This window comes from Daejeonella sp., assembly GCF_017495225.1.
GTDB lineage: Bacteria > Bacteroidota > Bacteroidia > Sphingobacteriales > Sphingobacteriaceae > Daejeonella.
In genome coordinates, this window is sequence record NZ_JAFEIG010000020.1 from 194,661 (window position 1) to 216,881 (window position 22,221).

The window sequence follows — 22,221 nt, forward strand, 5'->3', positions numbered from 1 at the left end:
AAATAATGATTTTTGACATAAAAATATATTTATATAACCAGTGGGGGCGGTGGTATTTGATTAAATAAATTTGACGTTTCAGGTAGTTCAGTTATTAATACCCAATTTGCCATACCAGCTTTCCAAATCATTGTTTGATTATTCACCCTAAGGTCAGCAATTAGTTGTTTTAATTGGTCAATACTCAATGGACCATTTTGCTGGTTATTAATTAAAACATAATATAAAGTAATTGGTGGTGGAGGTGGGGTGTTTTGAGTGTTTAAATTACCAGAAACATTGCTCATTTGATTCCCAATACCTACACCTAAGCCAAGACCTAAACCAGCGCTCATGATATTACCTGCGGCTCCTCCTTCATTTTTTGCAGCATTGTCTAAAACATCAAAACTTCTGTCCATTTGATAAAGTTCTTTACCTGTTATTTTGACTTTTGCAGCTAAATCTTTTGATTCCTTGAGCTTAACAACGCTAGGATCATCAAGAGGGACATTGACAGACATGAAATAAAAATTCATGATCTCCAATCCAAATTTTTTGAATTCATCAGAAATATTTTCTTGACAGAATATTGATAATTCGTCAAGAAACATGTTAATTTCTAAAATTGAAATGTTTTCACGGACTAGCTTTTTTGAGATCAAACTTGTTAAAGAAGATATTATTCTACCTTTAAAATATTCTTGAATTTTATCGGCTGTAAATGAAGGTAAACTACCTATTAGCGTTTCTAGGAATATTCTTGGATTTGAAATTTTAAATCCAAATTGTCCAAAAGCTCTTACAGGAATTATTACTCCATATTTAGGATCTTCTAATAATATTGGATTTGTAGTGCCCCACTTATTATCAAGTTTTGATATTAAATTAACATACCATATTTCTGCTTGAAACGGGGAATTTCCACCAAATGGCAAATTTATAATGCTGTTAAGTAATGGAATGTTCTCAGTTTTTATAGTATGAGTTCCATTAGTGAATTCATCCAAAATAACACCACCTTTAATAAAAAATGCGCTTTGAGCTGGATTTACAATTACTTGTGTTCCTATTTTTAAGTCATTTGATGGGAATTTCCAAACAAATTCATCATCTGACGCATTATATTTTACTACGTCAATTAAGGCCATATTTTAGGATAGTCGTTATCATAGGATTATCCAACAAATTTGAAATAAAACTTTTTACATATTCATAAGAATTACTTACCGCCCCCCTTTTAATGGTGAGCGATGTATTATATAGAGGTTTTGAATTTCAAGAATACGGTAGTTCCTCTATTCATCTCAGAATTAATGATAATACTTTCTGCATTACTTTGGAATAAATCAAAACGTTCTTGAACAAGTTTAATACCTCTTGACTCATGTATTTTGGATAGTTTAACTGTATTTATTCCTTGTCCATTATCTTTTATAATACAATGTAACTCATTAGCGATTTTTGTAACTCGGATAGTTAATTCAGCATCTTTCGAATCAGAATCAAAAGCATGTACGAAAACATTCTCTACAAAAGGCTGAATGAGCATTGGTGGGATTTCAGTTTTTAAAATGTCCACTGATTTATCAATTTCTAAATTGAATTCTATCCCATATGGGAAACGCATCCGTTCTATATTTACATAGGTTTCTAAATATTGTATTTCTTCTTTCAGTTTTATAAATTGTTTAGATGAATTATTTAAGGTTTGACGTACAAGTTTAGAAAACTCCCCCATATACATTAAAGCATCATCTGTTTTGTTATCTATGATAAAGTTTTGAATAGAATTCATTGCATTAAAGATAAAATGAGGGTTCATTTGGCTTTGCAATGCTTCCATTCTTGATTCTGCTAATCGCTTATTGAATGTATTTTGAATTGCTGATTGTTTCTCAATTTGCTTGATTCTTGTTTTTACAATAAGATAAATAAGAATAAGAAAAAGAATAATTATTGAAATAATAAATAACGGTGTTTTCCAAAAAGGCGGACTAATAAGTAAATGGATTGTTTTGGCTTTTAGCAGTTCACCTGAACCTATATTTTTTCCTTCAATAATTATTTTATAATTACCATTTGATAAGCCCCTTAAGTTGATTTTATCAATAGATTCATAGTTACTCCAATAATTATCCAAGCCTTCTATTTTATATCGATATACATTTTTCTCTGCATTGAATAAATTATTTGTCGAAAAATGAATTTCAATATCGTTCTGGAAATGCTTGAGCTGTATTGAATCTGTTTTTAAAATTCCAAAGACAATATTTTTAGCAAGCAGAGAATCACTTCCATTTATTTTTATGTTATTAAGTTCAATTTTATCGTAAGATGAATTTATTGATTCAATAACTTTTTTTGCATTTAAAGTAATTAGCCCACTATTTGTAGCCAATATTAAATTACCAGCACTATTTTTTACACAATCATTTATTTGCAAATCTGAAATTCCTTCAGATTTGTCTAGCACTTTTATTAATTTATGATTTTTAAACAGGTTTATTCCTTTATTTGTCCCAATAAAATAATAGCCGTTTACTTCCTCAATAAAAGTTATTGTATTTCCAACAATTTCTAAATTGGAACGATACTTAGCAATCGTTTTTACTAAGTTTTTATTGAGTTGTAATACATATACATTCCCTAAGTTTGTGCCCACTAAAATATTCCCTTTGTGATCAACTATTAAATCACGAATATTTTTTTCATGAAATTGACCGAGTTTATTTAATGAATAAAATTTTCCATCAGTATATCTAAATAGACCCTTGAGATAAGAACCAAGCCAAATAGTATTCTTATCCTTTGTGATTTTTAATATATCTGATGGGGTGTTTTTATTTTCTTTTGGAAGTACTGAACTTGATTCCCAATTGAATTTATTCTTTATCAAAAAGGTGTTGTTATAAAAAGCTGTATAGATAATTTCGTCATTGTTGCTAAAAGCGATATTACCTCCATTACCTTGACCAAATTCATAATACAATAATCTGAATTTGTCATCGAAACAAAATACGCCATGTGTTGTATTAACCCATATATAACCGTCTTTATCACTTACTATATTTAAACAAGTAAAACCTTTTCTTAACTTAAATTCATTGTATTTATATTGTTCATCTTTCGATAATATTTTGTTTTTTAAGAAAGCTTCAATTTTATTCCAAATTGTTTTTTCATCTAAAATGTCATATGTTAAATTTGGTTTTAAAATAATGATATTGTCTCTAGCGCCAATCCATATACTATTATCTTTAGCGGTAAATAATGATTGTATTTCAAGTTTATTTAATTCGAAATAATTGGGGTCAAACACCTTTAGTTTGTTGCTAAAATCAACAACAAATAAACCTTTATCAGTGGAACCTACCCAAAGTTGTTCGGTTTTTTTATCAAAGTACAAACACCACAATGATGTTGAAGTGATGTTTGATTTTTTTGTAATGTCTTCTAATTTGTCGTTCGAAATTTTATATAAACCTCCACTGGGGTCATTAACATTCCATGAAGCACAATAAATATTATCATTTGAATCAGAAGTAAAATCCCATATTTTGTTTGAAGGAGTAATTTTAACTGTGTTTGTTTTCAAATTTCTCTGATATAAAAAGTTATCAGAACCTCCGCTATAGTAAATGTTGTTTTTTACAAAGGATGAGAAACTATGAATAGGTTCAAACTTTTGAATTAGTTTTGCTTTTGTAATATCATTATCTAATATCAAGGAAAAAGTCTTATACCAATTCACAGAGACTAATACCTGACCTTCATCTTCATTTATACCCATTACTTGAAACTTGTCTAATGGTGTCTTTTCGACAAATGACTTGAACTTTTTGCCATCAAATAAACTTAAACCATTTTCAGTACCCAAGATTAAACAATTGTATTTTTTGGAATAATGTAGTTTCCGTACACTATTGTGGATGAGTCCATTTTTAGTGTTGAAATAGTGGAATTTTTTTCCATCGTATTTAGCAATACCATCACCATAAAAAGAAAACCATAAATTATGGTCGTTATCCTCCGTTATCGACCATACATTATTGTATTTTAAACCATTATTTTGATTGTATATTTTAAAATCTTTACCGTTATAGCTACACAATCCATCTTCAGTTCCAATCCACAGAATACCCCTACTATCTTTAAAAATGCATTTAATATTGTTGCTTGGCAAACCATCGTTTATAGTTATGTTTTTGCACGGAATAGTCTGTGAAAAACATTTTAACGAGAAAAATAGTAATAAAACGAATAGCTTAATTTTTATTGAGGATAGCATTGATAAAAGCTTCTTTTTTTCGAATGGATACAGGTAGATTTTCACCGTTGGTTAATTCAACTAATAACTCGTTAGTTTTGTTAAATCGAGACACATAATTTAAGTTTACCAGATACGATTTATGTATTCTTTGAAAAATGTCATTGGGTAAGCTTTCTTCAACATATTTCAATGATTTGGATAAAGTGGTTTTAGTCCCATCCAAACAAACAATGTTGCAATAATTATTATCTGCAACACAATATAAAATCGAGTTTACTTTTATAAGTTCAAATCCGCTTTCTGTTGGGAAAGCAATATTTTTATATCCTGAACTTCCAGTATCAATATTTTTGATTAATAGTCTTAGGTTATTATCATTTTTAAGTTGTACTCTTTTTTTTTCCAATCTCTTTACTGTACTCAGCAAATCAATGTAATTAATTGGTTTAAGTAAATAATCTAATGCATTTATTTTAATGGCATCAATTGCAAACTCAGTATGAGCAGTAGTAAAGATAACTTCAAAATTAATTTCTTTAATTTCTTTAAATAATTCAATACCACTTTTATTAGGCATTTGAATATCTAAAAAAACTAATTCTGGATTGTGTCGCTTAATAGCACTTATAGCTTCATCAACATTTTTACAACGATCTAAAACAATAAACTTATTTGGGAAATATCGAATTAAAAGTTTTTCTAAAAACTCTCTTGCATTGATTTCGTCATCTACAATAATTGTCTTAATCATAGTTACAATACTATTTATTTTTGTTGAATATGTACCCAAACAATTAGTAAACGGTATGATTAGAATGGTAAGCGTAATTAAAAGCCTTCGTATATCCCTAATCCAAACAAAGCAAAATCATATTTTACAGGGTCATTAGGGTCAAATTGTTGTAAATTATGAGTAAGCTCTGTAGCTGTTTGCCAATCCACTTGTTTACGTGTAATTAATTTCAATTTGCGAGCTACACGTTCAACATGTAAATCGGTGGGACAAATAAGCTGAGATGGTTTTATGGTCTTCCAGATTCCAAAATCTACTCCTTTTTGATCATCTCGAACCATCCACCTTAAAAACATGTTTAACCGTTTGCAAGTAGATTTCTGAGTCGGTGAGCTTACATGTTTTTTAGTTCTATGAGGGAAATCAGGCAGGGAAAAGAAATATTCTCTGAAATAATTTAAGCAATTTTCGGCAGATTTCCTAGTAAAATCGGATTTTTCGGAGGTACCTCTCCTATTATTAACTGGCATTTCAAAATCGGATCCATCAATCCCCCATTTCAGATTTAGACCAGTAAATGCATTTTCAAGAGAAGAATTATAACGATAATGTTGTTTAAAAAACTCTATAAAATATAAAGTATCCGTATCATTAAAGGTGCGATGCTTGAAATCAAGAAAAACCTTTAGATCAGAGTCCCTATGATTCATGATAAAATCATAGGGTGCACCATCCATCAAACGAATGAGTTCATTACACTTATTAATTATAGTTTTACGCTGCCCCCATGCTAAAATAGAGGCCCAAAAGCCCATAATCTCAATATCCTGCTTCAATTTAAATTGATGAGGAATACAAATAGGATCATTTTCTATAAATCCCGGCTGATTGTAAAGCTCAACCTTAGCATCAAGAAATTCTTTCAGTCCCTGAAACGTATTTAAAGAAAAGGCATATTTAGACATTTGTTAAACGCCTTTAAGCAAGTGCCTGCTTTAAATCCTCAAGTAGATCTTCCACATCCTCAACACCAACACTTAAACGCAATAGGTTATCCGTAACACCAACTTTATCACGTTCAGCCTTAGGAATAGAACCATGCGTCATGGATACTGGGTGATTAATTAATGACTCCACTCCTCCCAATGATTCGGCAAGTGAAAAAACCTTAAATGAGGATGCAATACGGTAAGTCTCTTGAAGATCTGCACCCTTTAAAGTAATAGAAATCATTCCTCCAAAATCACGCATTTGCTTTTTAGCGATGTGATGATTTGGATGATCTGTAAATCCTGGCCAGTAGATTTTGTCCACTTTAGGGTGATTCTTTAAAAATTCAGCAATCTGTCTACCATTTTCACAATGCGCTTTCATACGTAAGTGAAGGGTTTTTAGACCTCTTAGAACTAAGAAACTATCCATCGGACCAGGAGTCGCGCCACAAGCATTATAGATGAACCATAAACGCTTGTATAAATCCTCATCATTAAGCATTAAAGCACCCATAACAACATCCGAATGTCCGCCAAGGTATTTTGTTACCGAATGCATCACTATATCGGCACCTAAATCAATTGGATTTTGTAAATAAGGTGATGCGAAGGTATTATCAACAGCTAGTAAAATATTGTTTTGTTTTGCGATACGCGAAACAGCCTCAATATCAATAATTTGCATTGTAGGATTTGTAGGTGTTTCTATCCAAATTAACTTGGTCTGATCATTTACATAATTTTTAACATTCTCGGGATCAGACATATCTATGAAATGGAATTTTATCCCATAGTTTGCAAAAATTTTGGTGAAAATTCGGTATGAACCTCCATAAAGGTCATTACCAGTAATTACTTCATCACCGGGAGCTAATAACTTCATTACAGCGTCGGTTGCCCCCATACCACTCGAAAAAGCGAGTCCGTACTGTGCATTTTCCAAAGCTGCAAGACAATCTTCTAAGGCTTTACGTGTCGGATTTGTACCTCTAGAATACTCAAAACCTTTATTATCGCCAGGAGATTTCTGCCAATAAGTTGAGGTTTGAAATATGGGAGTCATAATTGCTCCAGTACTTGGATCAGGCTCTTGTCCCGCATGAATAGCTTTTGTTCCGAATTTCATGATGAATATTATAATTGGTGAATTTTATTTAAGAATTTAGGTTCAGTTAATTTTATTTTCAAGCTCCGCCTTAAATTTATAACCTAATTGCTTGCTTGTAGGGTATCCTGATGTGGATCCCATGTATTGTTTTTCTTCGAGACTAATTAAACGTACATTTTCAAAAGGAGGAGTTAAAAGATCAAATTCCATGCAATAGATTATTGCTAACTCCAAAATTTTACGAATTTGCTCTTTATGTAGCTTTCCTTTATGGAAAGAATTGAAGAGGAATCCCAATTGACTTTGGCCATCTACAAAAAAATGCTCCTCTTTATTAATAAAAATGCGTCCGATTAAATTACCCACATCCGAGCCTCTATTATATTTTAATGAATCGGCCAAGAAATTATGAATGTGAATGATACCACAATATTGTCTATATGGATCTTCTTGAACATATTTTAGCTTATTTACCTCATGTTCGGGAGGAAAACTAAACACATTACTATGCATAGATAAAATGAGAACATCACCCGAAAACTTAAGTTGTACCTCAAAATCACCACGATCAGAATAGCTAATTTCAACTAACTGACTTTTTTCAGCAAAATCAGCTTGCATATCTAAACAAATTTCATTCAAAACCTGTTTAAATTGGTTAAAAACAGCCGAAGTTGTTTTGAAAATCTGCTGTTTTACACTGGCTTTATTTTCAAGTAGAGTTAAAATATGTTTGTATGATTCAACTTCTTCCATATTGAAAAAATTTCTTTCTAATTAATACGCCCTAGCAAATAAAACACGCTGAGTGGAAGGTTTACCAGTAAGCATGCAAACACCATTTTCAAGCTTATTATTTAAAGGAATGCATCTAATGGTTGCTTTAGTTTCATCTTTAATTCTTTTCTCAGTTTCAGGGGTTCCATCCCAATGGGCAGAAATAAATCCTGCCTTTTTATCTAGAAGCTCCTTAAACTCTTCATAAGAATTTGCTTCGCGAGTATTTTCCTCTCTAAATTTTAAGGCTTTTTGATAGATACTATTTTGAATATCAACCAATAAATCTTCAATATGCTGAACTAATCCATCTCTAGAAATAGTTTCTTTCTCTTTCGTATCACGACGTGCAATTTCAATTGTTCCGTTTTCAAGATCGCGCCCTCCTATTGCTAGTCTCACAGGAACACCTTTCATTTCATATTCAGCAAACTTAAAACCGGGACGTAAAGTATCGCGATCATCGTATTTAACAGAAATATTTTTGTTTTTTAGCTCTTTAGATAATTCTTTCGCCAATGTAGAAATCTGCTCTAACTCTTCATCAGAACGATAAATTGGTACTATAACAACTTGAATTGGAGCTAGTTTAGGAGGAAGAACCAATCCTGAATCATCAGAATGAGCCATAATTAAAGCCCCTATTAAACGAGTTGAAACTCCCCAAGAAGTAGCCCAAACATAATCAAGCTTTCCTTCTTTACTGGTAAATTTAACGTCAAAAGCTTTTGCAAAGTTCTGACCCAGAAAGTGGGAAGTACCGGCCTGTAGAGCTTTTCCGTCTTGCATTAAAGCTTCGATACAATAAGTATCTAAAGCACCTGCAAAACGTTCATTTGCGGTTTTTTTACCTCGAACCACAGGGACAGCCATCCAGTTTTCGGCAAAATCGGCATATACTTCAAGCATACGTTCCGTTTCTTCAATCGCCTCTTGAGCAGTTGCATGAGCTGTATGTCCTTCTTGCCATAAAAATTCAGCAGTTCTAAGGAATAAACGTGTTCTCATTTCCCAACGGACTACATTGGCCCATTGATTTACTAAAATAGGAAGATCACGGTAAGACTGAATCCATCCTTTATATGTATTCCAAATAATTGTTTCAGAAGTAGGACGTACAATTAACTCTTCCTCAAGCTTGGCATCTTCATCTACAATTATATTTCCATTGCCATCATTTTTTAAGCGATAATGAGTTACAACGGCACATTCAGTTGCAAAACCTTCTACGTGTGAAGCTTCTTTTGAAAAAAATGACTTGGGAATGAATAATGGGAAATAGGCATTGCTGTGCCCCGTATCTTTAAACATTTTGTCTAAAGCTGCTTGCATATTTTCCCAAATCGCATAGCCATAGGGTTTTATAACCATACAACCCCTAACTGCAGAATGTTCGGCCATGTCGGCTTTAGCTACAAGTTCATTATACCATTGCGAATAATCGTCTGCTCTACTTGTTAAACCCTTACTCATCTTATTAAAATCGAAAAATTACGTATATTTACTTAAAATTATATTTTTAACAAAGTTATAAAACTAGACGATGTATTCTAATATTTTACGATGCAACCATTGCATTAATAATATCGTCTATAGTTTATACGTTCATTCTTATCTTATAATTACGATTATGAAAAAGAAAATTCTTCCATTGTTAGCTATTCCATTTATTATATTCATGGGATCTTGTGCCACTACTAAAACTGCACAAATAATTGATCAAGATGACGATGTTTATTATTCCGTTGCAAAAGCTAAGGAATATGTCCCGCAAACAATTGTTCAAAATGAAGAAAAGAGAACAAAAGAGTACGTAACAGAAGAAAATCTTTATGGGGATGCAATAGATAATTACGGTTATTATAATGATTATGCTTCTCGATTTAATCGATTTGGCACTTACGCACCATCATTAGGATATTACAATAGTTTATATGGATATAATTATGATCCATTTTTCAATAATTTATATTTTCCTAACAGCTACCTCGGAATGGGGTCATATAATTTAGGTTTTGGAATGGGTTTGGGAATGGGTTTTGGAGGATTTAATTACAATCCATGGAGACCATTTGGATTTAATTATGGATTTGGATCAAATTTCTGGGGACCATACTCTTTCTATAATCCATTTAATTCTTATGCATTTGGATATGGAAATGGCTACTATGGTGGCGCCTATGCAGGTCTTTATAGCAGTCCTGCTTTCAATACTCCTAATTACCGTTCAAGACCTGGAAGAGGTTCAGATAATTTAACAATTGATAGAGGTTCAGTTATTGGTCGCCCTAACACTGTTGGCACAAGAGATGCAAACGGAAATGTGGTACCTAGAAGTAGGACTGAACGTTATGGTGTTCAAACACAGCCAAATGCTGGTGCTACGCAAAACTCTGGGACTAGAACTCAGCAGGTAAATCGCCCAGAGCGAGTAAACCAAAATCCTCCACAAAGGGTGGCTCAACCGGAGCGTATATATACAGCTCCACCTAGACAAGACTCTGGTTCAGGATCACGTTCAACCCCTGCCCCATCAAACAATAATGGTGGTGGTAGTTCATCTGCACGACCATCAAGAGGAAATTAAGATTTAGAAAAAGCTTTTATGAGATTTAGACTTTTATTATCAATGGCAGTCATAGTGGCTGCTACGGGACAATTACATGCACAGTATTCAGCCGATGCTTTACGTTTTTCACAGGGTCAATCGGGTAGTACTGCAAGATTTAAGGCAATTGGTGCACAGATTGGCGTTGGAGGCGATTTAAGTTCAATAGGTAGTAATCCTGCCGGTATTGGTTTATTTACAAGATCTGATTTTAGTTTCACTCCCGAATTCAACAGCTACAATGCTGATGCTCAATACCTTAATAGTCGGACTATGGGTAAAAAAGATCAATTAGGTCTGGCTCATGCTGCAGTAGTTTGGAATTCAAAAGTTTATAAACCCAAGGGATCAAAATTAGATGAGGGATGGGTTAGCTTCAACTACGGTATTGGATACAATAAAACGAAATCTTTTGGAGATAACATTTTATTTACTGGAACAAATGCAACTAATTCAATAGCAGATTATTATGCTCAATTAGCTACGTCAAACTATGGTGCTCCAAATACACTCTCAAGAGGAAGTCTTGAAAGAATGGCTTATGACAATTATTTAATTGGCTACGATAATACCGATGGTACCTATTTCCCTGAGACAGATGTAAATAATGTCCAAACAAAAAATGACATTAGAACAGGTTCACAAAGTGAAATTAACTTCGCATTTGGAGCAAACTATAGTAATCAATTTTATATTGGAGCAAGCATAGGGATTACAAGTTTGAGATACAATTCGGATGCTGTTTATAAAGAAAAGGGCTATAATGTAACTGAAGCTAACGATTATGACTTATCCTTTAGGCAATCACAAATTACTAGAGGTTCGGGATTGAACGCCAAATTGGGTGCTATTTACAGACCGGTGCCTGCTGTTCGCTTGGGAGCAACCATTGAAACTCCAACATGGTACACCATTGATGATAGTTATACCGAAGTTCTTGATACTAAATATGGTAAAAACAGAGTCGATTCTCAATTTGTAAATAATGATGAGACCTATGATTTCTCTTATAAATTACGTACTCCATTAAAAGTAAGTGGTGGAATTGGAGTTTTTATTAGTAAATATGGATTTATTTCAGCAGATATTGATTATTTGGACTACTCGAGTATTAATTTTTCTTCGGCAAATATTAATTCATCAGACTCAGATGTAATTCTGGATAATAACAAAGAGATTTTAAATAACTACAAAAGTGCTGTAAACTATCGTATTGGAACTGAGTTAAAATTCGATAAACTTATGGTTCGTGGCGGTTATGGTGTACAAGGAAATCCTTATAAAGAATTAGATAACAATAAATTTAAAATTAGTACTTATAGCGCTGGTTTAGGTTATCGTTTCAACGATGTTTATGTTGATATGACCTATCAACAAATTGCTTATAATACTGATATTAAACCATATAACTTAAATCCTGGTGTTAGCCCAGTAGCATTAATCGAAAACACTAGAACTAATATCTTTCTAACCATAGGGAAAAGATTTTAATATTTTATTAAATTAATAATTCTAAAAGATATTTTCTTCTTGATTGTATTGAAAGATGAGCATAAATGAGTCCATTAAGTTAAAGCAAGCTTTTGCCGAAAAATTCAGTGGATTAATTTGGCAAATGCAAATTCAAGAAGAAACTGGTTCTTTAGCTATTGAAAGTCGAAATATTGACACTAAAAAGGTATTATTTAGTGTTTTAAATTACGAAACTGGTAAAATCTTCTTTAAAGAGAAGGCTTTTGCTGAACCAATGAATGCTAATTTGGCTTATTTGTCAGAGGGTACTCTCCTATTAAAGTTAAATGAGCATGTTGAGAGCCCCGAAAGTTCGGGATTAATTTCTATTGAACTTAAGAGCGCTAAAATATTATGGGAAAAGTATAATGTATCTATTCAACAAGTTACAAATTATGGAATACAAATATTTGACACAAAAATTTCTCCTCGACGTTTTAGTTGGATAAATCATTTAAATACATCAACTCTTTCTGAACCATCTCAAATTAGTCTCAATTCCAACTCTATCATATTTCCTGAAATAAATAATGAATATTCATTTCCTAATTTTATTGAGCATGGTTCAATTGAAGGAGGTGTTGCTGATTTAAATATAGATGGTTTAAGGATAATTTGCTTTCATGAAAAAATCGAAAGTAAATTACAACAGAAATTACTTATATATCAGAATAACAAGATATTACATGAAGATATTTTAATAAGTAATATACAAAAACTACAACCTGAGTCGTTCTTTATATTAAAGAAACAACTGTTCTACATCCGAAATAAGGATGAAATCGTTTCATATTTCGTATAATTGCACAAATTTTATATTCTTTTGATGTTAAGACACTTAGTTTTATTCATATTCTTTGGCCTTACCTCGCTCACAGCCAGTGCAGCGATTGATTCTATAGGTGTTGAAAATCTAAACGGTAAAAAAACCATAGTCCATAAATTAGAGCCTAAAGAAACCTATTTCTCATTAAGTAGAAAGTATAATGTAAGTCCCCAATCAATTATTCAATTTAATAGTAATAAGTCTTTACAGATTGGTGCAATTGTTAAAATTCCTACTGATCGTTCATTCACTGATTTAAATGCTTCAAACACAAATAGTTTACAGCAAACAATCCAATCTTCATCTGAAAATAGCATCGACTATAAAGTTGGTCCGCGTGAATACCTCTACTCTATTGCTAGAAAATTCAACACAACAGTTGAGAAATTAAAAGCGTTAAACAATTTTAGTAGTAATAATCTTTCAATAGGTCAAATTATTAAGGTTCCTTCAGTCAATTCAAATCCAGAACAAACTATTGTAGAAATCCCTAGAACTCCAGTAGCTAATCAAGAACCAGTTACAAATACACCTGCTATTTTAACAGATAGTATCCAAAATGCAAGTGAGCGACTTAAATTACCAGTCGCGAGATACGGTTTAAGAGAAGTAAATGAAAGAGGAATTGCCATTACATTGGATGATGAAAATTTGAATGAAACAAAGATGTTGGCCCTTCATCAAACAGCACCAATTGGTACGGTTATTAAAATAACCAATCCTATGACTGGTAAAAGCACTTTTGCAAAAGTTGTGGGAAAATTTACTCAAAATGAATTATCAAAAGATGCTATTATTGTAGTGAATAAGGCTACAGCAAATTTAATTGGTGCCTTAGATAAAAGATTTCAAGTAACCTTAATATACGGTGTTCCTAATGAGTAAGAAACCATTTGTAATTGGTGTTGCCGGTGGAAGTGGTTCCGGAAAAACCTTCTTTTTAAAGTGCTTTTTAAACCATTTTAAAAAAGAGGAAATCTGTTTATTATCTCAAGACGACTATTATTATAGAGTGGGTCATACAATGACTGCTGAAGAAAATAAACTTTATAATTTTGATCTGCCATCAACAATTGATAATGGTCAATTTGTAAACGATATTAAAAATTTGATAAATGGAGAAACTGTTTATCAAAAAGAATATACTTTCAATAATCCCAATTCTGAACCTAAACTATTAGAAATTCAACCGGCTCCAATTGTTATGGTTGAGGGTTTATTTATCCTTCATTTTGAGGAAATTGCCGAGATATTGGATATGAAAATATTTATTGATACAGATGAAGATATCGCCTTACAGAGACGTCTAAAAAGAGATCTTATCGAAAGAGGTTATCCGGAAGGAGATGTTATTTACAAATGGAATAATCATGTGATGCCGGCCTTTAATGATTACTTATTGCCTTACAAAGATCAATGCGATAAAATAATCACAAATAATACACATGTTGCTGAAGACATCATCGAAATAACAAGTGAAATTTCTAATCACCTTAGGGAAAACATATTGGTATTATAATTAAATTTTCATTTCAGGAATTTCGCCTTCGATTATTAATTTCCCGGCAGTTGCTTTTTTGATTTCATCAATAGTTACACCTGGAGCACGTTCTAATAATCTAAAACCACCTTCACTAGCAATTTCTAAAACGGCAAGTTCAGTAACGATTTTTTTAACACATTTTACGCCAGTTAAGGGTAAAGAACATTCTGGCAAAAGTTTGCTCTCTCCTGCCTTATTTACATGCTGCATGGCAACAATAATGTTTTTTGCAGAAGCAACCAAATCCATTGCTCCTCCCATTCCTTTAACCATTTTCCCTGGAATTTTCCAATTCGCGATATCCCCATTTTCTGATACCTCCATGGCCCCAAGTATAGTTAAATCAACTTTCTGAGAACGAATCATACCAAAACTCATCGCAGAATCGAAAATAGATGATCCAGGCAAGGTGGTTATAGTTTGCTTTCCTGCATTAATTAAATCAGGATCTTCCTCACCATCAATTGGAAATGGTCCCATCCCCAATAAACCATTTTCAGACTGAAGAACCACATTAATTCCCTCTGGTATATAATTAGCCACTAGGGTCGGAATGCCTATACCCAAATTAACATAATAATTATTCTTAATTTCTTGTGCTATACGCTTTGCAATACCGATTTTATCTAACATGAATATCGTTTTATAATTTTCTTTGAGATATAATTATTGAAAATAAAATTTTGACTATCAGATATTTATATTGAACGAACAGTTCTTTGTTCTATTCTTTTTTGATAATCCTGGCCTTGAAAAATACGATGAACGTAAATTCCTGGAGTGTGAATTTGATCTGGGTCTAATTCTCCTACTTCAACCAAATGCTCAACCTCTGCAATAGTTATTTTACCGGCCATTGCCATTACAGGATTGAAGTTCCGAGCGGTAGAACGATAAATAAGATTACCAGCACTATCTCCTTTCCAAGCCTTAACTATGGCAAAGTCAGCATCAAAAGCCTTTTCCATTAAATAATCTTTCCCATTAAAATTCCTGATTTCTTTACCTATGGCTACTTCTGTCCCAACTCCAGCAGGCGTAAATATCGCAGGCATACCATAACCTGCAGCCATACAACGAGTTGCTAAAGTACCTTGTGGGACTAATTCGACTTCTAGTTCACCACTAAGCAATTGGCGCTCAAACTCTGCATTCTCACCAACATAGGAAGAAATCATCTTTTTAACTTGTCTGTTTTGAAGCATCAATCCAATACCGAAATCGTCAACACCGGCATTATTAGAAATACATGTTAGCTGATTTACACCTTTCTTAACAAGTGCATTAATGCAATTTTCGGGAATACCACATAGACCAAAACCGCCTAACATGAGTGTCATCCCATTAGAAATATCTCGAATGGCCTCATCGGCATTCGCAACAACTTTATGAATCATAAATAATTGGTTAGTGCACTAAATTACCAAAAGCATTAGAAAGTGTTATATTATTTTGCTTTTATGACCAAAATCTTATCATTTGATCCATTACTTGTCAAGACATAAATTCTCCCATCTGCTCCAACACAAACATCTCTAAGTCGCCCATAAGTAGACCTAAACAATTCTTTAGTCTCTTCAATTTTATCTCCAGCAGTATTTAGCCTTAATTGATATAAAGTTTGATCTTTCAAAGTGGCTAAAATCAATGAATTTTTAAACTGAGCAAGCGGACCATTTTCATAATAATCCATTCCTGATACTGCAATTGTAGGAGTCCAATTTTTCAGTGGCTCCACCACATTGTTTGAATTACAAAAAGCCTGCTCAGCACTTTCGTTACAAAAACCATTTACGTTAGGCCAGCCATAATTTCTGTTTTTCATAATGATGTTAATCTCATCATCCTTTTCAGGTCCATGTTCTGAACTATAGAGTATCCCATTTGCAAATACTAAGCCTTGAGCATTTCGATGCCCCAAAGACCACAAAGCGTTTCCAGCAATAGGATTATCTGCAGGGATGGTTCCATCAAGGTTCACACGCAAAACTTTTCCACTCAAAGAGTTTATAGATTGAGCTGAATTTGCATTTACAGCGTCGCCAGTAGTTATAAATAATTTGAAATCGGGACTTATCAATAATCGTGAGCCATTGTGATAATTTGCTGCCGGAATATTATCCAAGATAATAATTGGGTTAATTAAGCTTGAACCATTATACGTGTACCTAACTATTTTTTCGATATAAACACCTGATTTATCATAATTATAAACAACAAAAACATGCGGGTTTACAGAGAAATTTGGATGGAGAACCATTCCCAATAAACCACCCTCGCCTTGAGACTTTACTTCAGAAATGGTTAACAAGGGACTAATTACACCATTTGAAGGATTAATACGACTTATTCTACCCCCTCTTTCGGTCATCCAAAGAAAATTATCTGGACCCCAAAGAAGCTCCCAAGGAAAGGATAAATTTTGACTTAATACCTGGATCTCAATTTCAGGATTCTGAATTGCAATTTCAGGCGATTTAGATGATTTCTTACATGAAGCGAAAATTAATAGAATAAGAATACCTAATAGTTTAATCTTCTTTTCCATGACTTATACATTTGATTAATATAAAAAACAGACAATCTATTTTAGATATACAAAAGTAATGCCATCTCCACCTCTATCTGGGTGCTCATCTTCAATACGACTTACTGAAGAATATTTTTTTAAATATTCACGAATAAGTTTACGTAAAATACCATCTCCTTTACCGTGAATGATCTTCAAAGTAGATAAACCAAGCATAACTGCCCTGTCAAGATATTTTTCAATCTCATAAATTGCCTCATCCCCTCTCTTTCCACGAAGGTCAATTTCTGTTTTAAATGTTGAGAAACTCTCAGTCAAATCGGTCCCATGCGATTTCCTAATCTCCTTTGGAACAGATCTATTTGATACTTTTTCGACCCTATTTAGTTTAACAACTGAGCGCAGATCGCCCATTGCAAGAATGACATTATCTCTGGCAATTTCCAATACTTGGCCAATATTTTCAGAATCCAAAAACTTAACCCAATCGCCTTGCTTTAATTCTTCTTTCTCTGGTATTTTTTGAACCTTTTTTTCTTGTATTTCATGTTTTTTAAGCTCCAAATCAAGATTTTGTCTTAATTGTTGAGTCTTAATTTTATCAGCTTTACTCTCCTTAATTTCTGAAATAGTATTTTCAATTAGCTTATTGGCATTTTTAATAATGCTTTGAGCTTCAATCTTAGCATTTTTAATGATATGCTTTTTGTTTTCCTCTAAATAAGCCTTTAATTGTTCATTTTCAGCAAGTAAAGCTTTTACTTTCAGTTCCTTCTTTTCTACCGAATTTCTAGTATCGATAAGTTCCTTTTTATCTCTTTCTAAATCAACTAATAAGGTATCAACCTTTTTTTGATAATTACCGATTTTCCGTCTTGCCGACTCTAAAACACTAGCATTTAGGCCGATTTTCTGAGCAATTTCAAAAGCGTAAGAACTTCCTGGTTTTCCTAAAGAAAGAATATAAAGTGGCAGCATTTTCTCATTATCGAATAGCATAGATGCATTCTCCAAACCCGGGGTAGAATTAGCAAAAGTCTTTAAATTAGAATAATGTGTGGTTACCACTCCCCTAACATTTTTCTTATTTAAATTCTCTAAAACTGCTTCAGCAATTGGTCCGCCAAATTGCGGATCAGTCCCAGTCCCAAACTCATCAATCAAAACAAGAGTTTTAGCATTAGCAAACTCTATAAAATATTTCATTTTTGATAAATGAGCACTATAGGTACTTAGGTCGCTTTCAATGGATTGATCATCACCGATATCCGCAAAAATCTGCTTGAAAACACCCACTTTTGAATGCTCATCTACTGGAATTAATAAACCAGATTGAAGCATAATCTGAAGTAAACCTACAGATTTCATACAAACCGATTTACCACCAGCATTGGGACCAGAAACAACAATTACACGTGCCTCATCTTCAATTTTTATATTTAAAGGAACAACAATTTGCTTTTCTTTTTTGAGGTTTAAATATAATAATGGATGTCGGGCATTAATTAAATCAATTTCAGCTTCCTTAATCAAGACAGGCATTTCGGCTTCAATACTTAATGCAAAAAGAGCCTTTGCTCTAACAAAATCAAGCTTAGTAAGTAAACCATGATAAGACAACAAAAGTGGCACATAGGGCCTTAATTCATTAGTTAGTGCAACAAGTAATTTGATAATCTCCCTTCTTTTTTCAAATTCTAAATCACGAATAATATTATTGAGATGAAAGACCTCTTCAGGTTCGAGGAAAACTGTTTGCCCTGATGCAGATTCATCATGAATAAAACCCTTTAATTTTCTTTTATTCTCAGAAAGAACTGGAATACATAATCTTCCATCTCTTACGGTAAGGTTACCATCAGCCGTCCAACCGTTATTTTGTGCATTTTTGAAAATTTGATCTATTTTTTTTCGAGCTTCTTGCTCAGCTTTCGCTATTCCAGAAGTAATGTTCATTAATTCTGGAGAGGCATTATTCTTAATTTTCCCTTTAGGATCAATAATTTGTTCAATCTTATGAATTATTGATTTCTCAATAGGAAGATGTTCAAATAAAGCTTCTAGTGTTGGGTATTGTCCTGCTCTATCCGAAAAATACTGTAGAACAGAAAACACCGTTGCTAAAGAAGCAGAAACCTTAAAAAACTCTTCTTCAGTCAGGTAAGTCCCTTCAATCCTAACCTTCTCGACCATAGTTTTAATATCGAAAAAGTTCTGAATGGGTAAAGGGGAATCATTTTGTAAGATATTTTTAAATTCATGAGTCTGACGCAAAAACTTATTGATATTATCAAAATTGGTCATTACCTGAATTTTATCAACCATTTGCTGCCCCATAGTGCTAAGGCAGTAAGATTTGATTAATTCTTTAATATCTAGAAAGCCTAACTTTTCAGCGGCATTATTGGGATATATCATTCTTCTAATTCAATATTTTTCGATGGCTTTTTATTAAACATCTCTTCTTTGGAGGAAATAAGTTTTATTACATCACTATACATACTATCCAATTTCACTGGATCCATACTATAGTGCTTCAGACTATTCTCATATTGAGCTTTAGTAATTCCATTGTTTTTATAAACTGTATTATAAAAATTCTTCCCATTGATACGGATTGAATCTGTATAGCTTAAACTAGACATATATCCATCAATAATATGCAATTCTGACATAATTTGGATCATTTTTTGCTCCTCAATCAAGTCCTTTGGTAAATTATCATCCTTACAAGAAGCCAAAAATAATAGACACAGAATAAGTAAATAAAATCCTTTCATTTTAAATTTTAATTAGAAATATAATGATGAGAATAAATTGCATATTAAAGTAGTATCCCGTAGGTTTAACTTTTTAAAATTTTAATCAAAAATACAGATAAATGAGCATTACAGCTAATATATCAGCCATAAAGAAAGAGATAGGAAATAGTAGTGTAAAGCTAATTGCCGTTTCTAAAACAAAACCCATAGAAAGTATCACTGAAGCCTATGAAGCTGGACAGCGTTTATTCGGCGAAAACATGGTTCAAGAGTTGGTGGATAAATATGAAAAACTCCCCAAAGATATCGAATGGCACCTAATTGGACACTTGCAGACTAATAAAGTAAAATACATCGCTCCTTTTATAGGATTAATTCATTCTGTTGATAGCTTAAAATTATTACAAGAAATAAATAAGCAAGCCTTAAAAAATAACCGGGTTATTGATTGTTTGCTTCAATTGGAAATTGCAGACGAAGAAACTAAGTTTGGATTAGATTTAGCCGAAGCCATAGAATTATTGCGATCTGATGAGTTTAAAGAAATGAAAAACATTCGAATTTGTGGGGTAATGGGTATTGCAACATTAACAGATAATCCTAAAATAACTGCTGAAGAATTTTATGAACTTGGTATATTTTTCCAGGGATTGAAAGATACCTTTTTCAGAAAAGATGATGCCTTTAAAGAAATATCGATGGGCATGTCTGGAGATTATAAATTGGCAATTGAGAAAGGGAGCACAATGATTAGGCTTGGAAGCACTATTTTTGGTACTCGTCAAGCGAAGTCAAAATAATTATTAATGGAAATGAAGATTAGAGTAGCAGTAAAGGAAGACTGCCATAGGTTATTAGAATTAATTCATGAACTCGCAGTTTATGAGAAAGCACCCGACGAAGTAACAGTTAGCATTGAAGAGTTTCAAGAAGCAGGCTTTGGCAAAAACCCAGTTTGGAAAGCATTTGTAGCCGAAGAAAACGGGATTATACAAGGTTTCGGACTATATTATATTCGTTATTCCACTTGGAAAGGTTGCAGAATGTATCTAGAAGATTTGCTTGTAACAGAAAAAATGCGTGGAAAAGGAATAGGAAAATTGATATTCAACAGACTTATTGAAGAAGCTATTGAAATGAAATTTAAAGGGATGACATGGCAAGTACTAGACTGGAATGAACCGGCAATTAATTTTTACAAAAAATACAATTCCGATTTTGATGGTGGATGGCTAAATGTAGCACTTTCAGAAGATCAGCTTAAAAAACTGTCGTAGATTTAACATTGAAATAATATTTATAAATAAAATTAAGGTCTTGATTAAAGTATTTAAATTTGGAGGATTTGCAGTTTCTGATGCCAAATCCGTTAAAAATCTAGCAAACATTATTGCATCACATGCTAATGATCAGATACTAATTATTGTTTCTGCCATGGGTAAAACTACGGATGCCCTAGAAAACCTTTGTAAAGCATTTGTAGAAGGTGAAGACGATGCGCATGAAATTCTTAATAATATTAAGCAATTCCATGAAAACATCATGCTTGATCTATTTGAAAATAAAAATAACCCAGTTTTTTATGAAATAGCCAATACTTTTGTAGAAATTGAATGGATGTTGGAGGATGAACCTCATCCGGACTATGATTTCAATTATGATCAAATAGTATCTATTGGCGAATTTCTTTCAAGTAGAATAGTAGCGGCTTATTTAAACCAAAATAAGATAGACACTAATTGGTTAGATGCAAGAGATTTTATTCATACTGACAATTCGTATCGTGAAGGTATAATTGATATGGATAAAACTAGATCAAGCATGCCCAAATTACTAAATCTATTAAAAAAACAAGTACTTGTTACACAGGGTTTTATTGGCGGGACTTCAGAAAATTTCACTACAACATTAGGCCGTGAAGGCTCTGATTATTCGGCTGCAATTTTTGCTTCCTGCTTACAAGCCGAATCACTAACTGTTTGGAAAGATGTTTCTGGAATTATGAATGCTGATCCAAGATTATTTCCAGATGCACAAAAATATGATGAACTACCCTATTCTGAAGCATTAGAAATGGCTTATTATGGGGCAACAATCATACATCCAAAAACAATTAAGCCACTACAAAATGCCAATGTGCCATTATATGTAAAACCTTTTCTGGAACCGAATGAAAAAGGTACAATCATTCATTCAATGGCAATATTAAATACGGATATAGCTGCAAAAATTGTTAAGAATAATCAAATCCTTTTATCCATGTCAACCAAAGATTTTTCATTCATCGATGAACAAATTCTTATTTACCTTTTGCAATGTGTTTCACAGTCGAACATCAAAATAAATATGATGCAACGTTCTGCAATGAGTTTATCAGTCTGCTTTAATCAAGATGATGTGAAGTTCAATAAACTTTTAAATACTTTGAAAGATAAATTCAATTGTAAATACAATCAAGAATTAAGTTTATTGACGGTAAGACATTTCAAAAAAGAGAATTTAAATGCTATTTGCTCAGGAAAAACAATTATTATGGAACAATTCAGTCGCAATATTGCACAAATAATTTTAAAGTAAA

Annotated in this window: 20 protein-coding genes; 8 read left to right on the top strand and 12 right to left on the bottom strand. The window is 32.6% G+C overall.

Annotated elements, in window-relative coordinates; all coding sequences use genetic code 11:
* Positions 1-29: 29 nt before the first annotated feature.
* From QZ136_RS08200 to proS, 7 genes are all read right to left on the bottom strand, one after another.
* The gene (locus tag QZ136_RS08200) at positions 30-1,130 is read right to left on the bottom strand and encodes an SPFH domain-containing protein (RefSeq protein WP_291402296.1); all 1,101 of its coding nucleotides are present in this window, start codon (positions 1,128-1,130) and stop codon (positions 30-32) included.
* A gap of 107 nt (positions 1,131-1,237) precedes the next feature.
* Positions 1,238-4,165, bottom strand: a complete 2,928-nt coding sequence (locus QZ136_RS08205) for a histidine kinase (protein ID WP_291402298.1) — start codon at positions 4,163-4,165, stop codon at positions 1,238-1,240.
* A gap of 82 nt (positions 4,166-4,247) precedes the next feature.
* Positions 4,248-5,003, bottom strand: coding sequence for a LytTR family DNA-binding domain-containing protein (locus QZ136_RS08210; RefSeq protein ID WP_291402300.1), 756 nt, complete (start codon positions 5,001-5,003; stop codon positions 4,248-4,250).
* Positions 5,004-5,080: 77 nt separating this feature from the next.
* On the bottom strand, positions 5,081-5,950 hold the full coding sequence (locus tag QZ136_RS08215) for a TIGR02757 family protein (protein WP_291402302.1): 870 nt from the start codon (positions 5,948-5,950) through the stop codon (positions 5,081-5,083).
* A gap of 13 nt (positions 5,951-5,963) precedes the next feature.
* Positions 5,964-7,103, bottom strand: a complete 1,140-nt coding sequence (locus tag QZ136_RS08220) for a cystathionine gamma-synthase (RefSeq protein ID WP_291402304.1) — start codon at positions 7,101-7,103, stop codon at positions 5,964-5,966.
* 42 nt (positions 7,104-7,145) lie between these two features.
* Entirely contained in the window at positions 7,146-7,841 is a 696-nt protein-coding gene (locus QZ136_RS08225; RefSeq protein ID WP_291402305.1) for a hypothetical protein, read from the bottom strand.
* 21 nt (positions 7,842-7,862) lie between these two features.
* Positions 7,863-9,335, bottom strand: coding sequence for a proline--tRNA ligase (gene proS, locus QZ136_RS08230; RefSeq protein WP_291402307.1), 1,473 nt, complete (start codon positions 9,333-9,335; stop codon positions 7,863-7,865).
* Positions 9,336-9,492: 157 nt separating this feature from the next.
* On the opposite strand from proS, the gene QZ136_RS08235 reads away from it, so the two are divergent.
* From QZ136_RS08235 to QZ136_RS08255, 5 genes are read left to right on the top strand one after another with little or no spacing between them, the layout of a single operon-like run.
* Positions 9,493-10,449 (top strand): hypothetical protein, encoded by a 957-nt coding sequence (locus QZ136_RS08235; RefSeq protein ID WP_291402309.1) that lies wholly within the window; start codon positions 9,493-9,495, stop codon positions 10,447-10,449.
* 18 nt (positions 10,450-10,467) lie between these two features.
* Positions 10,468-11,961, top strand: coding sequence for a hypothetical protein (locus QZ136_RS08240; protein WP_291402311.1), 1,494 nt, complete (start codon positions 10,468-10,470; stop codon positions 11,959-11,961).
* A 55-nt stretch (positions 11,962-12,016) separates the two neighbouring features.
* Positions 12,017-12,784, top strand: a complete 768-nt coding sequence (locus QZ136_RS08245; protein ID WP_291402313.1) for a DUF4905 domain-containing protein — start codon at positions 12,017-12,019, stop codon at positions 12,782-12,784.
* 24 nt (positions 12,785-12,808) lie between these two features.
* Positions 12,809-13,693 carry a LysM peptidoglycan-binding domain-containing protein gene (locus QZ136_RS08250; RefSeq protein ID WP_291402314.1) on the top strand — a complete coding sequence of 295 codons (885 nt, stop codon included), beginning with the start codon at positions 12,809-12,811 and terminating at the stop codon, positions 13,691-13,693.
* Complete coding sequence (locus QZ136_RS08255) at positions 13,686-14,327, top strand: P-loop NTPase fold protein (RefSeq protein ID WP_291402316.1); 642 nt, start codon at positions 13,686-13,688, stop codon at positions 14,325-14,327. Before QZ136_RS08250 ends, QZ136_RS08255 begins: the two co-directional genes overlap by 8 nt.
* Here the strand turns inward: QZ136_RS08255 and QZ136_RS08260 are convergent, their stop codons facing one another.
* The 5 genes from QZ136_RS08260 to QZ136_RS08280 form a co-directional block, all read right to left on the bottom strand.
* Complete coding sequence (locus QZ136_RS08260) at positions 14,328-14,984, bottom strand: 3-oxoacid CoA-transferase subunit B (RefSeq protein ID WP_291402318.1); 657 nt, start codon at positions 14,982-14,984, stop codon at positions 14,328-14,330.
* Between the two features lie 65 nt (positions 14,985-15,049).
* Positions 15,050-15,748 (bottom strand): CoA transferase subunit A, encoded by a 699-nt coding sequence (locus QZ136_RS08265; RefSeq protein WP_291402320.1) that lies wholly within the window; start codon positions 15,746-15,748, stop codon positions 15,050-15,052.
* 50 nt (positions 15,749-15,798) lie between these two features.
* Positions 15,799-16,899, bottom strand: coding sequence for a PQQ-dependent sugar dehydrogenase (locus tag QZ136_RS08270; RefSeq protein ID WP_291402322.1), 1,101 nt, complete (start codon positions 16,897-16,899; stop codon positions 15,799-15,801).
* A gap of 36 nt (positions 16,900-16,935) precedes the next feature.
* Positions 16,936-19,299, bottom strand: coding sequence for an endonuclease MutS2 (locus QZ136_RS08275; RefSeq protein ID WP_291402324.1), 2,364 nt, complete (start codon positions 19,297-19,299; stop codon positions 16,936-16,938).
* Complete coding sequence (locus tag QZ136_RS08280; protein WP_291402326.1) at positions 19,296-19,661, bottom strand: DUF4296 domain-containing protein; 366 nt, start codon at positions 19,659-19,661, stop codon at positions 19,296-19,298. Before QZ136_RS08280 ends, QZ136_RS08275 begins: the two co-directional genes overlap by 4 nt.
* A gap of 101 nt (positions 19,662-19,762) precedes the next feature.
* On the opposite strand from QZ136_RS08280, the gene QZ136_RS08285 reads away from it, so the two are divergent.
* From QZ136_RS08285 to QZ136_RS08295, 3 genes are read left to right on the top strand one after another with little or no spacing between them, the layout of a single operon-like run.
* Positions 19,763-20,443: a YggS family pyridoxal phosphate-dependent enzyme gene (locus QZ136_RS08285; protein ID WP_291402328.1), complete on the top strand. Its 681-nt coding sequence runs from the start codon at positions 19,763-19,765 to the stop codon at positions 20,441-20,443.
* 6 nt (positions 20,444-20,449) lie between these two features.
* Entirely contained in the window at positions 20,450-20,920 is a 471-nt protein-coding gene (locus tag QZ136_RS08290) for a GNAT family N-acetyltransferase (protein WP_291402330.1), read from the top strand.
* 40 nt (positions 20,921-20,960) lie between these two features.
* A complete protein-coding gene (locus tag QZ136_RS08295; protein ID WP_291402333.1) occupies positions 20,961-22,220 on the top strand; it encodes an aspartate kinase in 1,260 nt (419 codons plus the stop codon).
* Position 22,221: the final 1 nt, after the last annotated feature.